Annotated in this window: 16 protein-coding genes; 5 read left to right on the top strand and 11 right to left on the bottom strand. The window is 62.7% G+C overall.

Going from position 1 to position 13,382, the window contains the following annotated elements; translation table 11 throughout:
• The first annotated feature begins 79 nt into the window (after positions 1-79).
• Positions 80-838 (top strand): TSUP family transporter, encoded by a 759-nt coding sequence (locus tag ACU5AY_RS18530; RefSeq protein ID WP_446827297.1) that lies wholly within the window; start codon positions 80-82, stop codon positions 836-838.
• Between the two features lie 57 nt (positions 839-895).
• On the opposite strand, the gene leuC is transcribed toward ACU5AY_RS18530, so the two are convergent.
• The 3 genes from leuC to ACU5AY_RS18515 all read right to left on the bottom strand — a co-directional run bounded on the left by leuC (position 896) and on the right by ACU5AY_RS18515 (position 4,414).
• A complete protein-coding gene (leuC, locus tag ACU5AY_RS18525) occupies positions 896-2,305 on the bottom strand; it encodes a 3-isopropylmalate dehydratase large subunit (RefSeq protein WP_446822520.1) in 1,410 nt (469 codons plus the stop codon).
• Positions 2,306-2,539: 234 nt separating this feature from the next.
• The gene (locus ACU5AY_RS18520) at positions 2,540-3,385 is read right to left on the bottom strand and encodes an amino acid ABC transporter permease (RefSeq protein WP_446829061.1); all 846 of its coding nucleotides are present in this window, start codon (positions 3,383-3,385) and stop codon (positions 2,540-2,542) included.
• A 231-nt stretch (positions 3,386-3,616) separates the two neighbouring features.
• Positions 3,617-4,414 carry a transporter substrate-binding domain-containing protein gene (locus ACU5AY_RS18515; protein ID WP_446827296.1) on the bottom strand — a complete coding sequence of 266 codons (798 nt, stop codon included), beginning with the start codon at positions 4,412-4,414 and terminating at the stop codon, positions 3,617-3,619.
• A gap of 240 nt (positions 4,415-4,654) precedes the next feature.
• On the opposite strand from ACU5AY_RS18515, the gene ACU5AY_RS18510 reads away from it, so the two are divergent.
• Entirely contained in the window at positions 4,655-5,161 is a 507-nt protein-coding gene (locus tag ACU5AY_RS18510) for a nuclear transport factor 2 family protein (protein ID WP_446827295.1), read from the top strand.
• 78 nt (positions 5,162-5,239) lie between these two features.
• Here ACU5AY_RS18510 and rplS read toward each other — a convergent pair whose 3' ends face one another.
• Positions 5,240-5,770, bottom strand: a complete 531-nt coding sequence (rplS, locus tag ACU5AY_RS18505; RefSeq protein WP_446827294.1) for a 50S ribosomal protein L19 — start codon at positions 5,768-5,770, stop codon at positions 5,240-5,242.
• 275 nt (positions 5,771-6,045) lie between these two features.
• Here rplS and ACU5AY_RS18500 point away from each other — a divergent pair, with 275 nt between their 5' ends.
• Positions 6,046-6,789, top strand: coding sequence for a sulfite exporter TauE/SafE family protein (locus ACU5AY_RS18500; RefSeq protein WP_446827293.1), 744 nt, complete (start codon positions 6,046-6,048; stop codon positions 6,787-6,789).
• A gap of 12 nt (positions 6,790-6,801) precedes the next feature.
• Here the strand turns inward: ACU5AY_RS18500 and trmD are convergent, their stop codons facing one another.
• Together trmD and rimM are read right to left on the bottom strand one after the other, a co-directional pair.
• Positions 6,802-7,476, bottom strand: a complete 675-nt coding sequence (gene trmD / locus ACU5AY_RS18495; RefSeq protein ID WP_446827292.1) for a tRNA (guanosine(37)-N1)-methyltransferase TrmD — start codon at positions 7,474-7,476, stop codon at positions 6,802-6,804.
• Entirely contained in the window at positions 7,473-8,045 is a 573-nt protein-coding gene (gene rimM / locus ACU5AY_RS18490; RefSeq protein ID WP_446827291.1) for a ribosome maturation factor RimM, read from the bottom strand. Before rimM ends, trmD begins: the two co-directional genes overlap by 4 nt.
• Before the next feature lie 121 nt (positions 8,046-8,166).
• Here rimM and ACU5AY_RS18485 point away from each other — a divergent pair, with 121 nt between their 5' ends.
• The gene (locus ACU5AY_RS18485) at positions 8,167-8,532 is read left to right on the top strand and encodes a YigZ family protein (protein WP_446827290.1); all 366 of its coding nucleotides are present in this window, start codon (positions 8,167-8,169) and stop codon (positions 8,530-8,532) included.
• A 60-nt stretch (positions 8,533-8,592) separates the two neighbouring features.
• On the opposite strand, the gene rpsP is transcribed toward ACU5AY_RS18485, so the two are convergent.
• The 5 genes from rpsP to ACU5AY_RS18460 all read right to left on the bottom strand — a co-directional run bounded on the left by rpsP (position 8,593) and on the right by ACU5AY_RS18460 (position 12,048).
• Entirely contained in the window at positions 8,593-8,967 is a 375-nt protein-coding gene (rpsP, locus tag ACU5AY_RS18480; RefSeq protein ID WP_446827289.1) for a 30S ribosomal protein S16, read from the bottom strand.
• 52 nt (positions 8,968-9,019) lie between these two features.
• Positions 9,020-9,328: a chorismate mutase gene (locus ACU5AY_RS18475; protein ID WP_446822510.1), complete on the bottom strand. Its 309-nt coding sequence runs from the start codon at positions 9,326-9,328 to the stop codon at positions 9,020-9,022.
• Positions 9,329-9,340: 12 nt separating this feature from the next.
• Positions 9,341-10,906 carry a signal recognition particle protein gene (gene ffh, locus ACU5AY_RS18470; protein WP_446822509.1) on the bottom strand — a complete coding sequence of 522 codons (1,566 nt, stop codon included), beginning with the start codon at positions 10,904-10,906 and terminating at the stop codon, positions 9,341-9,343.
• Positions 10,907-11,125: 219 nt separating this feature from the next.
• Positions 11,126-11,557 (bottom strand): DMT family transporter, encoded by a 432-nt coding sequence (locus tag ACU5AY_RS18465; RefSeq protein ID WP_446827288.1) that lies wholly within the window; start codon positions 11,555-11,557, stop codon positions 11,126-11,128.
• Positions 11,554-12,048 (bottom strand): DMT family transporter, encoded by a 495-nt coding sequence (locus ACU5AY_RS18460; protein ID WP_446827287.1) that lies wholly within the window; start codon positions 12,046-12,048, stop codon positions 11,554-11,556. Before ACU5AY_RS18460 ends, ACU5AY_RS18465 begins: the two co-directional genes overlap by 4 nt.
• A 289-nt stretch (positions 12,049-12,337) precedes the next feature.
• On the opposite strand from ACU5AY_RS18460, the gene ACU5AY_RS18455 reads away from it, so the two are divergent.
• Positions 12,338-13,333 carry an MBL fold metallo-hydrolase gene (locus tag ACU5AY_RS18455; protein ID WP_446827286.1) on the top strand — a complete coding sequence of 332 codons (996 nt, stop codon included), beginning with the start codon at positions 12,338-12,340 and terminating at the stop codon, positions 13,331-13,333.
• The last annotated feature ends 49 nt before the right edge of the window (positions 13,334-13,382 follow it).

The following is a 13,382-nucleotide window of genomic DNA, read 5'->3' as shown; positions in this document are numbered from 1 at the left end:
TTTTCTTTTATCGTGGACGATGAATCGAATCCGGCGTAATCGGGGTGCAATGACAATCGATTCGTACCGGTGATTGCATATGACCGAAATGGCAGGCGCGAGCATCTATCAATATGCACTGGTCGCCGCCGTTGCGTTCTTCGCCTCCATCCTCGGCGGCGTTTCCGGTTACGGGACCGGACTTCTTCTTCCACCCGTCCTCATCCCGATCATTGGCGCGCAGGCCGTCGTGCCGGTCATCGGGCTCGCCTCCATCCTGACCAATCTCGGCCGGCTGGCAGCCTATCGCGACAAGATCGAATGGAAGAAGGCCGGGCTGGTGCTTGCCGCCGCCCTGCCCTTCACGCCGCTCGGCGCCTACGCCTACACCTGGCTGTCGGGTACGGCGGTCACCATGCTGATCGGCTGCATGATCATCATCCTCGTTCCGGCCCGCCGCGTGCTGGCGCGCCGCAAGGCCGTTCTGCCGCCGGCAGGCCTGGCAGCGGCAAGTGCCGGCTTCGGATTGATGGTCGGAGGCACAGCCGGTTCGGGCGTCTTCCTGATTTCCATCCTCCTTGCCGCGGGCCTGAGCGGTGCATCGGTGATCGCCACCGATGCCGGCGTGTCCTTCCTGCTCGGCATCGCCAAGACGGCTGTTTTCCAGGCCTCGGGCTTCCTGCCGTCCGCCATGTGGATCATGTCGATCCTCATCGGCGTCTGCGCAATCCCGGGCGCATTCGTAGCAAGGCGGCTGACCCGGCGTATGTCTGACCTCCACCACGTCTACCTCCTCGACGCCGTCGTCATTTTCGGCGGAGCATTGATTGTCGTGGAGGCCTTTCGCGCCGGCCTCTGAGATGCAAAAAGGCCGCCCCGAAGGACGGCCCTTTCAATGTGATCAGGCTTTCGCCGCTTACTTCCAGTCGCGGATATCGACGAAGTGGCCGGCGATCGCGGCCGCCGCAGCCATGGCCGGCGAGACGAGATGCGTGCGGCCCTTGAAGCCCTGACGGCCTTCGAAGTTGCGGTTGGAGGTCGAGGCGCAGCGCTCGCCCGGCTTCAACCGGTCGTCGTTCATCGCCAGGCACATGGAGCAGCCCGGCTCGCGCCATTCGAAGCCGGCCGCCTTGAAGATCTTGTCGAGGCCTTCGGCTTCCGCCTGTTCCTTGACGAGACCGGAGCCCGGCACGACCATGGCGCTGACAGTCGAGGCGACCGTCCTGCCTTCGACAACCTTGGCGGCGGCGCGCAGGTCTTCGATGCGGCCATTGGTGCACGAACCGATGAAGACGCGGTCGATGGCGATATCCGTCATCTTGGTGCCCGCCTTCAGGCCCATGTAATCGAGCGCGCGCTTCTTGGACGTGCGCTTGTTCTCGTCGGCGATATCGTCCGGGTTCGGAACGACGCCCTGGATCGAGACGACGTCTTCCGGCGACGAGCCCCAGGAGACGATCGGCGGCAGGTTGGCGGCGTCGAGAACGACGACACGATCGAAGTGCGCGCCTTCGTCGGAATGCAGCGTCTTCCAGTAGGAGATTGCCTGTTCCAGCTCCTCGCCCTTCGGCGCGCGCGGCTTGTTGGCGATATACTCGAAGGTCTTCTCGTCCGGCGCGATCAGGCCGGCGCGGGCGCCGCCTTCGATCGTCATGTTGCAGACGGTCATGCGGCCTTCCATGGAGAGCGAACGGATCGCCTCGCCGGCAAATTCAATGACGTGGCCGGTGCCGCCGGCCGTGCCGATCTCGCCGATGATCGCCAGGATGATGTCCTTGGCGGTCACGCCTTCCGGCAGCTGACCATCGACACGCACCAGCATGTTCTTGGCCTTCTTCTGGATGAGCGTCTGGGTGGCGAGCACATGCTCGACTTCCGACGTGCCGATGCCGTGCGCCAGAGCGCCGAATGCACCATGCGTCGATGTGTGGCTGTCGCCGCAGACGATCGTCATGCCCGGCAGGGTGAAGCCCTGCTCCGGCCCGACGATGTGGACGATGCCCTGGCGCTTGTCCTTTTCGGAATAGTACTCGACGCCAAAGTCGGCGGCGTTCTTGGCAAGCGCCTCCACCTGGATGCGGCTTTCCTCGTTCTTGATGCCTTCGACACGGTCCGGCGTGGTCGGCACGTTGTGGTCGACGACGGCGAGCGTCTTCTGCGGCGCGCGCAGCGGCCGGCCGGCCATGCGCAGGCCTTCGAAGGCCTGCGGCGACGTCACTTCGTGAACGAGGTGACGGTCGATGTAGAGAAGACAGGTTCCGTCGGCCTGTTGGTCGACCAGATGGTCGTCCCAGATCTTGTCGTAGAGTGTGCGGGGTGCGCTCATGGCTTCATATCCGTCTTGTTTTTTAAAATGGGAGCGTGCAGTCGTCCGCAAGGGCTGCGGCAGTCATTGCGTCAGGATAGGCGGCTGGTGAGCGCCCCGGAAACGCGCGCGAAAAAGCGTGCCGGCAGACGCTTGTGGTCCTGCAGCACGTAGATATGAGGCGCGAGACATCCGAATTTAGATCCCATGGGCGGGGCTCATACCAATTTTTCGCCAGAGTGGCAATTCATATCGTCAGGCCGAACGGGCCGTCTTGTCGCGCCCGCCCTCGACGCGAGACGGCATCGCGCTCATTCTCCGCTCCAGCCTGCGCAGGAGAAGCGACAGCCCGATCGTCAGGATCAGGTAGACATAGGTGACGATCGAATAGGTCTCGAAGAAGCGGAACGAGCCGGACGCGTAGACCTTGCCCATCTGCGTGATGTCCGCGACGCCCAGCACGGAGACGAGCGACGAGTCCTTGACCATCGACACGAAGTCATTGGAGAGCGGCGGCAGGATGATGCGGACCGCCTGCGGCAGGACGACGAGCCGGAAGCGCTGGAAGCGCGAGAGCCCGAGCGCTTCGGCTGCCTCGATCTGCCCCTTGTCGACCGACTGGATGCCGGCCCGGAAGATTTCGGCGATGAACGAGGCATAACCGAGCGTGAGCGCAATGATCGCCCGCCACATCAGCGAAACGTCGCGCACCAGAAGCGGTTCCATCGCGCCTCGCTCGATCAGCGGCGTCATGATGAAATTGAAGGCCGCAACGATGCCCGGCGCGCCGACAAAGGCGACATAGAAGAGCAGGACCAGCATGGGTATGCCGCGCACCACCTCGACATAGAAGCGCGCGATCTGCCTCAACGCCACATGACCGGCCATGCCGAGGAGCGCAATGCCAAGGCCGAAGACGGTCGCCAGGCTGAACGCGACGATCGTCACGAAGACCGTGGTCCACGCCCCCTTCAGCACCACCTGGAAGACCTGCGCATAGATGTCGTTGACCGCGATGACCACAGCCAGCGCCAGCCCGATCAGGACCAACGTATAGAGCCACCAGGGGCGATCGCCCCCATTGGCGGGCTGCGTCAGCATGGTCATGAGCGTGTGCCCCCGCCATTGCTTCCGCGCGAGCACCCCTCCCCAACCCCTCCCCACAGGGGGGAGGGGCTATCCAGCCCGACCCAATTCCTATTTTTGGGCAAGTGGCGCGTCATGTGAATGCGTGAGTTGCGCAGGAGATGTGCAGCACGGAGCCCCTCCCCCTTGTGGGGAGGGGTTGGGGAGGGCTTACAGCCATTTTTGACCGACAGCTCAAGATTGCGATCACTCGCCCATCTTGTAGTCGAGGAACCACTTCTTGTTCAGCGCATCCATGGTGCCGTCCGCCTTCATCGAGGCGATGGCGGCGTTGACGGGTGCTACGAGGTCGGAGCCCTTCTTGAAGATGAAGCCGAAATCCTCGGAGCCAAGCGGAGCGCCGACGATCTTCAGCCCGCCATTCGACTGGCTGACATAGCCCTGGCCGGCCGTGTTGTCGGTCAGCACCATGTCGACGTCGCCGGTCTTCAGCGCCTGGACCGTCGCACCGAAGGTCTCGAAAAGCTTGATGCGCGGGTTCTGCTCGTTGCCGTCCAGCACTTCGTAGACGGCTGTGTAGAACTGCGTCGTGCCCGGCTGCGAGCCGATCAGCAGCTTGTCATTGGCACCGAAGGTCTTCGCATCCGTGAAACGGTCCTCGTCCCCGCGCACCAGCATGAACTGCTCGGAGCGCATGTAGGGATCGGAGAAGTCGACCTTCTCCTTGCGGTCGTCCTTGATAGTGATGCCATCCATGCCGATATCGAACTGGCCGTCGGAAACGGCCTGGATCATCGCGTCCCAGCTGGTGTTCTGGTAGGAGACCTTGGCGTTCAGCCGCTTGGCGATCTCGTTCATCGCGTCATATTCCCAGCCGATCTGCTCGCCGGTCTTCGGATCGACGAACTGCAGCGGCGGATAGGCGTTTTCCGTGACGACCACGATCTCCTTGCCGCCGAGATCCGGCAGCCCGTCCGCATGTGCGGTGAGCGGAAGAAGCGAAAGGGCGGCAAGCCCGGCGAGAAATGCGCGTCTCAGCGGCATGGAAATCTCCTGGATTATGGCGGCGAAACACTGTCACAACAGGACGGTCGATTGCAAGGCGAACGAGAGGAAGACCCGCGACTTGCAAACGTGACGGTTCCCTGAACCTGCCTATCGGCGAAAAAGGTGCCTTCTTTCAAATGTCACCGCCCGCTTCTATCTCAAAATTCCCCGGATCGACGCGCAACGCTGCGCATGATCGCATCGCCATCCAAGGCTGAACAGGAAAGGGATACTCCGATGAAATTGATGCCGACCCTCGCGATTGCCGTAAGCCTCCTTGCCGGCACGGTACCGTTCGCAACGCCGGCCTCCTCTCAGGAAGCGGTCGTTGCCGCCGCCGACAAGGAAGCGCTGTTCACCAGCCCCGATCCCAAGCTCAATGCCAACAAGCAGGTCGCCTATCACATCATGCGCGATCTCCTGGAGGCAAATCACTGGGAGCTCGCCGACAAGTATCTGACCGAACGCTACATCCAGCACAATCCGAACGCCGCCTCCGGCCGCCAGTCGGTCATCGACTTCTTCGTCAAGGTGCTGAAAGCGAAGCCGACGCCAATCCCGGAGAAGCTCGGCCTGCCGGTGGTCTTCGTCAACGCTGAAGGGGATTACGTGACGGTTGCGACGGTGCGCACCGAGAAGGATCCGAAAGACCCGACCAAGACCTACACCACCACCTGGTACGATACCTGGCGCTTCGTCGACGGCAAGGCGGATGAACACTGGGATTCGTCCCCGAAGTTCTGATCCGAAACATCAGGCAGAAACAGGAAAAGCCCGGCGATAACATCGCCGGGCTTTTCAAATTCGGGATTGAACCCGCAATTATTCGGCAGCGCCGTCCTTGGCTGCTTCTGCTGCCGCTGCAGCTTCAGCGGCTTCTGCTGCTGCCTTTTCGGCGGCCAGAGCCTCTGCTGCTGCGATCTTTTCAGCTTCCAGACGTGCCTTCTCTTCAACAACGGCCTGGCGCTCGGCGTCGTTGAGCTTGCGGGCGCGGACGTTGGTGTTTTCGGAGATACGGGCAGACTTGCCGCGACGGTCGCGCAGGTAGTAGAGCTTGGCGCGACGGACCTTACCGCGACGGACGACTTCGACGCTCTCGACGAGCGGGGAGTAGACCGGGAATACGCGCTCGACGCCTTCGCCGTAGGAGATCTTGCGGACCGTGAAGCTTTCGTTGATGCCGCCGCCGGAGCGGGCAATGCAAACGCCTTCATAGGCCTGTACGCGGGTACGGTTGCCTTCCGTCACGCGAACGTTGACGCGAACGGTGTCACCCGGGGAAAATTCCGGAAGCTTGCGCTTGGCTTCAATCTTGGCGGCCTGTTCGGCTTCCAACTGCTCGATGATGTTCATCGCTTAAACCTCTGATTTCTTCTAAAACAGCCAGAGCGCTCGACACGGTGTCCCTTGGCACTTGGCCTCCGGACATGCCCTTGCGGGCGGGAGCGGGTACGCGGTTCTTTGTTGCTGGTTTAGGGGGTTTTCCCCATGTCCGCGTGGGCCTCTACACGAGAAAAGGTCCGTTGTCATCCCCCTGCCCGCCATTTTTGCCGTCTGGCGGCCGGAATTGAGCGGTTGCGACGGCTGAAGTGCCGGTCTATTCATCCATGGTCGCATGAGGGGGGATCATGACGCTCATTTCCATCTGCCTGCTGTTTCTCGCCGGCCTCCTGTCGGGCATGGTCAATGCCATTGCCGGCGGAGGCACGTTCCTGACCTTCGGCGCCATGACGCTGGCCGGCCTGCCGCCGATCACGGCGAACGCCACCTCCTCGATCGTGCAGTTTCCCGGCTATATCACGTCGGCGCTCGCCTATGGGCGGGAGATCCGCGGCATGTGGCGGGCAGCCATCATCCTCGGCATAGTCTCGGCCGTCGGCGCGCTCGGCGGCTCGCTTCTTCTCCTGTCGCTGTCGAACCCGTCCTTCCGCAGCCTCGTACCCTGGCTCCTTCTGGCCGCGACCGCGCTTTTCGCCGCCGGACCGAAGCTGAAGCCCAGGACCGAGAAGGAGCATCCGCCGCACAATGCCAAGGGCATCGTCAGCCAGTTCCTGACCTCCATCTATGGCGGATTCTTCGGCGCCGGCATGGGCATCATGATGCTCGCTTCGCTGACGATCGCAACGGGTGGCGATTATCACCGCCTGAACGCGTTGAAGAATTTCCTGGCCATCATCATCGCCGCCGTTGCCATTATCGTCTTTACCGCCGGCGGGGCGATCAACTGGCTGTATGCGATCGTCATGCTGCCTGGCGCAGCGCTTGGCGGCTATTCCGGCGTCTGGGCGGCGAAACGCGTGCCGCAGCACATCCTGCGCTGGCTGGTCGTCGCCGTCGGGCTGTTCCTGGCGGTCTATTACTTTCTGAAGTGACCGGCTGCCCGGTTATTTAAGCAGGTCCGGGCGCCGCTCTTCCGTCAGCTTGCGGGCCTCCGCCTCGCGCCACTCGGCGATCTTCTTGTGGTTGCCGGACGTCAGCACCTCCGGGATCTCCCGGCCTTCGAAGACCTGCGGACGCGTATAGTGCGGATGCTCCAGCATGCCGCTCTCGAAGCTTTCATGCGTGCCGGATTCGTCATTGCCCATGACGCCTGGCAGGATCCGCACGACAACATCGAGCAGCGTCAGGGCCGCCGGCTCGCCGCCCGACAATATATAGTCCCCTATGGAAACCTCTTCGAGCTGCCGCGCGTCGATGACGCGCTGGTCGACACCCTCGAACCGGCCGCAGACGATGACCACGCCTTCACCGGCCGCAAGTTCCCGCACGCGGGCCTGCGTCAAAGGCTTCCCACGCGGGCTCATCAGCAGGCGCGGTCTCGCATCATCCGCGATCGAATCGATCGCGGTCGCCAGCACATCGGCCCTCAGGACCATGCCCGCTCCACCACCGGCAGGCGTATCGTCGACGCTGCGGTGCCTGTCGGTGGCGAAATCGCGGATCTGCACTGCCTCCATCGCCCATTGCCCGCGCTCCATCGCCTTGCCCGCCAGCGAATGGCCGAGATGACCGGGAAACATCTCCGGATAGAGTGTGAGAACGGTGGCCTTGAACGTCATTCGCCGTCCCTTGAGGGGCGGCGCTTGCGGCTTCCGGGACCGTCGGTGTCCGTGTCCACCAGACCGGCGGCGATCGGATCGATCAGCAGCTTGCCCTCTTCTAGGTCGATCTCGAGAACCGCGGCTTCGGAAAACGGAATCAGCACCGGCCGCTTGCCCGGCCCCTTGACCTCCAGCAGGTCGCCGGCGCCGAAATCGAAGACAGCGCTGATGGTGCCGTAGGAGGTCCCGGTGTCGTCAACGACCTCGAGGCCTTCGAGATCCGCATAGTAGAACTCGTCGTCGTCGAGTTCCTCGTCCGGCAGGTTCTCCCGCTCGATATAGAGTTCCAGGCCGTTCAGCGCCTCGGCGGTGTTGCGGTCGTTGATGCCGCGGAACCGCACGATTGCGACGTTCTTCGCCGACCGGATCTCGAGCACCTCAAACACGCGGCCGTCCTCGGCATGCAGCTTGCCGTAATCGCCAAGTGACAGCGGATCGTTGGTATAGGACTTCACGCGCACTTCGCCGCGGATGCCCTGGGCACCGCCGATCGTCGCCATGAGAACCGGATTTGTCAGCTTCGCCATGAAGCCCCCTTCATTCTTAAATTTCCGCCTCTCTTAATCCGAGCGCCCACCGCTTCACAAGGAAAACCGTATCTGGGCGGGAGAGTTGCACAGGCGACCGGCGGGCCTTATGCCGGAAGACATGCTCGTTCTTGAAAACATCATCACCGATCGCGGCTCGAAATACGCGGTCTCCGGCGGCCCCTGCAAGTCGGCGGAAGAGGCCAAAGCCTTCATCGCCGAACTGAAGCGCAGCAAGAAATTCGCCAAGGCGACCCACAACACCTGGGCGCTGGTCTGCGCCGACGGGGCGATCAAGGCCGACGATGGCGAGAGCGGCGCCGGCATGATCATCCTGCAGATGCTGCAGCACGAAAACCTCACCGACCACATCGTCGTCGTCACCCGCTGGTATGGCGGCAAGCATCTGGGTGGCGACCGCTTCCGTCACGTGCAGAACGCCGTCCGGGCCTATCTGACGGAACTTGGCGCAACCCCACAAAGATAAAGGCTCCCCCGCACAAGGCGGAGGAGCCTGCATTCGAAAAATCTCGAAAGGTCGAAAGCCTTACTCGCCGGCAGCTTCCGCAGCAGCGGCAGCGGCTTCGGCAGCCTTCATTTCCTTTTCCTTCTGGCGCTCGACAGCCTTCTTGCCCGGCTTTGCCTTTTCCGGGTTGCTGCGGGCGTCGCGCTTTGCCAGGCCGGCTTCGTCGAGGAAGCGCAGAACGCGGTCGGTCGGCTGTGCGCCCTGCTCGATCCAGTGCTTGACGCGGTCGCCGTCGAGGCTGATGCGCTCGGCATTGTCCTTGGCCAGCATCGGGTTCCAGTGGCCGATCTTTTCGATGAAGCGGCCGTCGCGGGGCGAACGGGCGTCAGCGACGACAACGTGGTAATACGGGCGCTTCTTGGAGCCACCGCGGGCGAGACGAATTTTCAGTGCCATTTCATTTCTCCTTCAAGGCATGTCTGACCGCTTCGTGTGAGCGGCATGTTGGTTACTTGCCGTTATGTTCGGCAGCGATTGCTTCATGGTGCCGGATCACTTCCCTGATGATGAAGTTCAGGAACTTCTCGGCAAAGTCCGGGTCCAGATTGGCCTCCTTGGCAAGCCTGCGCAGGCGGTCGATCTGGTATTCTTCGCGCGCCGGATCAGACGGCGGCAATTCGTGCGTGGCCTTCAGAACGCCCACGGCCTTCGTGCAGGCAAAGCGTTCGGCCAGCATGTGAATGAGCGCCGCGTCGATGTTGTCGATCGACTGACGGTACTTTGCGAGCTGGTTTCTGATTTCGGAATCGGTCGTCATTCAGTTACCCTCTCACTTCTTCTTCGGCAGACCGGGAAGGCCCGGAAGGCCGCCACCGCCAAGCCCGGGCAGCTTGCCGCCGCCGAGACCGGGAAGGCCACCCGGAAGTCCGCCCATGCCCTTGCCAAGACCGGAAGCTTCGGCCTGCTTGGCCAAGGCTTCGAGCTGCTTGGGATCCATGCCCGACAGGTCCGGCATGCCGCCGCCCATCATGCCGCCAAGCCCCATCTTGCCGGCAAGGCCGCCCATCATCTGCTTCATCATGCCGCCGCCCTTGCCCTTGCCGCCCATGGCTTTCATCATGTCGGCCATCTGGCGGTGCATCTTCAGAAGCTTGTTGATGTCGGCGGCGTCGGTGCCGGAGCCGGCTGCAATGCGCTTCTTGCGAGAATGCTTCAGGATATCGGGATTGGCGCGCTCGGCCTTGGTCATCGAGGAGATAATGGCGAGCTGGCGCTTGAAGACCTTGTCGTCGAGGCCGGCGGCAGCGATCTTGTCCTTCATGCCCGACATGCCGGGCATCATGCCCATGATGCCGCCCATGCCGCCGAGCTGCTGCATCTGCTTGAGCTGTTCGGAAAGGTCGTTCAGGTCGAACTTGCCCTTGGCCATCTTCTGGGCCATGGCCGCCGCCTTTTCGGCGTCAATCGTCTCTGCCGCCTTTTCGACCAGCGAAACGATGTCGCCCATGCCGAGAATGCGGTCGGCGATACGACGGGGATGGAATTCCTCCATCTCGTCCATCTTCTCGCCGGTACCGATCAGCTTGATCGGCTTGCCGGTGACGGCACGCATCGAAAGGGCTGCACCGCCGCGGCCGTCGCCGTCCATGCGGGTCAGCACGAGACCGGTGATGCCGACGCGCTCATCGAAGTTGCGCGCGAGATTGACGGCGTCCTGACCGGTGAGGCTGTCGGCAACCAGCAGGATTTCGTGCGGGTTGGACTTCTTCTTGATGTCGGCCATTTCCACCATCAACGGTTCGTCGATGTGGGTACGGCCGGCGGTATCGAGGATAACGACGTCATGGCCGCCGAGCTTGGCGGCCTGCACGGCGCGCCCGGCGATCTCCGTCGGCGACTGGCCGGCAATGATCGGAAGCGTGTCGACGCCGGCCTGGACGCCGAGCTGGCGAAGCTGCTCCTGGGCTGCCGGACGGCGCGTGTCGAGCGAGGCCATCAGGACCTTCTTGCGCTCGCGGTTCGTCAGGCGCTTGGCGATCTTCGCCGTGGTCGTGGTTTTACCGGAGCCCTGAAGGCCGACCATCATGACGACGACCGGAGCGGCGGCATTGAGGTCGATCGTCTTGCCTTCGGTGCCGAGCATCTCGACCAGCTCGTCATGGACGATCTTGACGACCATCTGCCCCGGCTTGATCGACTTCAGCACGGCGGCGCCGACGGCCTTCTCGCGCACGCGGTCGGTAAAGGAGCGCACGACTTCGAGCGCGACGTCGGCTTCGAGCAGCGCGCGGCGGACTTCGCGCAGCGCTGCCGAGACATCGCTTTCCGACAGGGAGCCACGTCCGGTCAGTCCATTCAGAATGGCGCCAAGACGGTCCTGGAGGTTTTCAAACATCAGCTCTTCCTTTTCGCATCCGGGGGAATCGGTTCCCGGAAACGTGGTTTACCGTGACGCGTAAAACAAGGCGCAAAGCCAAAAAGCACCCGAGGGCGCAACGCGCTGTCGGGTGTTGACCTCCGGGATCTCTTTATACCTTCACGGGTCCCGGTCGGCGGCTTCAAGCTTGTCACTTGTCAGCAGATGGCGCGGGTAAACAGGAAATGCCGCAGAAAGTCAAGGCTTGCCGCGCTTCTGGGTCAAAAGCACGCCGGCGACGATGAGGACGACCCCGAGGCCTGCCGCCCAGAAGGCCGGAGGATGACCGCCGGCGGCGTCAAAGGCAATGCCCGAGACCATCTGGCCGGCAATGACCAGAAGCGCCGTGTTGGCGGCGCCGATGCGGGCGATCAGCCAGCTGCCCGAGGCGACGAAGATAACACCCAGCGGCCCGCCGATATAGGCATAAAGCGGCGCGTCCGCAGCGCCCGGCAGGAAAAGCTGTCCCAGAAGCAGGCCAACGACAGTCAGGAAGGCGAAGCCGACAAGGTGATTCCAGAACGAGGCGATCAGCGGCGAGGTCGAAAGGCTCAGCCGACCGTTGACCTGGCGGCTGACGACCACCAGCATTCCGGCGAGGATAGCAAGCAGGACGGGCAGGATCGTCATACAGCCCTCGCCCCGAAGACAATGATGAGGAGGCTTCCAGCCGAAATCAGCACCACGGACAGGATATCGCGAAGGGTGATCCTGCGTGCCGCCATGCCGAAGAGCCCCCAATGGTCCGAGGCGAGGCTGAACACCACCTGCCCGGCAAGCCCGAGCGCCAGCGTCCCGGTCAGCGCAATGGGTGAATTGACCGTGATACCGCTCAGCATGACGGTGACCGCCCCGGAAAGACCGCCGAGATAGGCCCAGAGTGGCGCCCGGCCGGCCGTCGTGGACGTATCAGGCCGCGGCCAGCGTCCGCGATTGAGCATCAGCAGGTAGACAACCGCCGCAATCGTGCCGGTGCCATGCGCGCACCAGGAGGAAAACAGCGGCCCGCCGAAATGCGCGAGCTCGGCATTGAAATGGATCATCAGCGTCAGAAGCCCGCCGGATGCGAGGGCGGCAAGGATGTGGAGCGGGCTCATCCGCCCGATAGCGATGTTGGTCATCGGCAGGTCACCGGAGGAAGAAGAATACAGGAAGGCGATTTGGCTGCAAACTGCCTTTCCCGACGTCACAACACAAGCCAGAGAAGAGGAAGCAAACGCAGACCGGATTTAAAAAATAGGAATATCAAAAACTTACACAGCATGCAGCCGACGCATAAATTATGCGGCCGCGACCGGAGACCACGCCGCATGCCGTAAGGCGCATGCCAATAATCGATCAGCTGATTGAAAGTTGCCGTGGAGAGTCCCAGTTTAACGCATTGACGACAATGATATGGCCGGATCTTTCATGCCCAAGAACCCCTATTACGCCGGTCCTGTGTCGGACCATTTCGACGGAACCCGCTTCTTCAATCCGGACGGCGTCGAGCCCGGCGGGCTGAGCGCACTTCTGAAATGGCAATTCTGGGAAAGCCGCTCCAAATGGCCGGAGAGCCTCGAAAGTCCCTTTCCCCGCAGCCGGCCCGCGGCCAGGATCGACGGCGACGCGCTTCGCGTCACCATGGTCGGTCACGCCACCTTTCTCATCCAGGTTGCCGGCCTCAACATCCTGACTGATCCCGTCTGGTCGAAACGGGCAAGTCCGCTTTCCTTTGCCGGGCCGAAGCGCGTCGTCGAGCCGGGCATCCGGCTGCAAGACCTGCCGGATATCGACATCGTCCTCGTCACCCACAACCACTACGACCATCTCGACATCGCCTCGCTGCGCAAACTCCATCAGGCGCATGCACCGCACATCGTCACGCCGCTCGGCAACGACGCCATCATCCGCAAGGCAGCGCCAGCGGCGAAGCTCAGCGTCATGGACTGGGGCGACCGTCTGGAGCTCCCGAACGGAGTGACAGTCGATGCCGAACCCTGCCACCACTGGTCGGCCCGCGGCATGGGCGACCGGCGCATGGCGCTGTGGGCGGCTTTCGTGCTGACCACGCCCGCCGGCAAGATCTACCACGTTGGCGACACCGGATTTCACGACGGCATCAACTATCGTGCGGCGGCGGACAAGCATGGCGGCTTCCGGCTCGCCAACCTGCCTTTCGGCGCCTATGAGCCGCGCTGGTTCATGAAGGGCCAGCATCAGAACCCGGAAGAGGCCGTCATGGGCATGCAGCTCTGCAACGCCGCCCATGTCGCCGGCCATCACTGGCGCACGTTCCAGCTGACCAACGAGGCGATCGAGGCGCCGAAGCAGGCGCTCCACCATGCCCTCGATGAAGCCGGCATCGCCCGCGAGCGCTTCCGGCCGATGCACGCCGGCGAGGTCTTCGACGTACCGATGGCCTGAACAGCCGCGAAATCACTGGAAATCGGCGATGATATCCGCCATATACAGG

The sequence above is a fragment of the Rhizobium sp. PAMB 3174 genome, from assembly GCF_052908375.1.
This window is presented reverse-complemented; position numbering and strand designations above follow the sequence as displayed.

What these genes read in the sequence shown, in the direction of transcription:
- ACU5AY_RS18530 (WP_446827297.1), top strand. Translation starts at nt 80, where the DNA reads ATGACCGAAATGGCAGGCGCGAGCATCTATCAATATGCACTGGTCGCC.
- leuC (WP_446822520.1), bottom strand. Translation starts at nt 2,305, where the DNA reads ATGAGCGCACCCCGCACACTCTACGACAAGATCTGGGACGACCATCTG.
- ACU5AY_RS18520 (WP_446829061.1), bottom strand. Translation starts at nt 3,385, where the DNA reads ATGCTGACGCAGCCCGCCAATGGGGGCGATCGCCCCTGGTGGCTCTAT.
- ACU5AY_RS18515 (WP_446827296.1), bottom strand. Translation starts at nt 4,414, where the DNA reads ATGCCGCTGAGACGCGCATTTCTCGCCGGGCTTGCCGCCCTTTCGCTT.
- ACU5AY_RS18510 (WP_446827295.1), top strand. Translation starts at nt 4,655, where the DNA reads ATGAAATTGATGCCGACCCTCGCGATTGCCGTAAGCCTCCTTGCCGGC.
- rplS (WP_446827294.1), bottom strand. Translation starts at nt 5,770, where the DNA reads ATGAACATCATCGAGCAGTTGGAAGCCGAACAGGCCGCCAAGATTGAA.
- ACU5AY_RS18500 (WP_446827293.1), top strand. Translation starts at nt 6,046, where the DNA reads ATGACGCTCATTTCCATCTGCCTGCTGTTTCTCGCCGGCCTCCTGTCG.
- trmD (WP_446827292.1), bottom strand. Translation starts at nt 7,476, where the DNA reads ATGACGTTCAAGGCCACCGTTCTCACACTCTATCCGGAGATGTTTCCC.
- rimM (WP_446827291.1), bottom strand. Translation starts at nt 8,045, where the DNA reads ATGGCGAAGCTGACAAATCCGGTTCTCATGGCGACGATCGGCGGTGCC.
- ACU5AY_RS18485 (WP_446827290.1), top strand. Translation starts at nt 8,167, where the DNA reads ATGCTCGTTCTTGAAAACATCATCACCGATCGCGGCTCGAAATACGCG.
- rpsP (WP_446827289.1), bottom strand. Translation starts at nt 8,967, where the DNA reads ATGGCACTGAAAATTCGTCTCGCCCGCGGTGGCTCCAAGAAGCGCCCG.
- ACU5AY_RS18475 (WP_446822510.1), bottom strand. Translation starts at nt 9,328, where the DNA reads ATGACGACCGATTCCGAAATCAGAAACCAGCTCGCAAAGTACCGTCAG.
- ffh (WP_446822509.1), bottom strand. Translation starts at nt 10,906, where the DNA reads ATGTTTGAAAACCTCCAGGACCGTCTTGGCGCCATTCTGAATGGACTG.
- ACU5AY_RS18465 (WP_446827288.1), bottom strand. Translation starts at nt 11,557, where the DNA reads ATGACGATCCTGCCCGTCCTGCTTGCTATCCTCGCCGGAATGCTGGTG.
- ACU5AY_RS18460 (WP_446827287.1), bottom strand. Translation starts at nt 12,048, where the DNA reads ATGACCAACATCGCTATCGGGCGGATGAGCCCGCTCCACATCCTTGCC.
- ACU5AY_RS18455 (WP_446827286.1), top strand. Translation starts at nt 12,338, where the DNA reads ATGCCCAAGAACCCCTATTACGCCGGTCCTGTGTCGGACCATTTCGAC.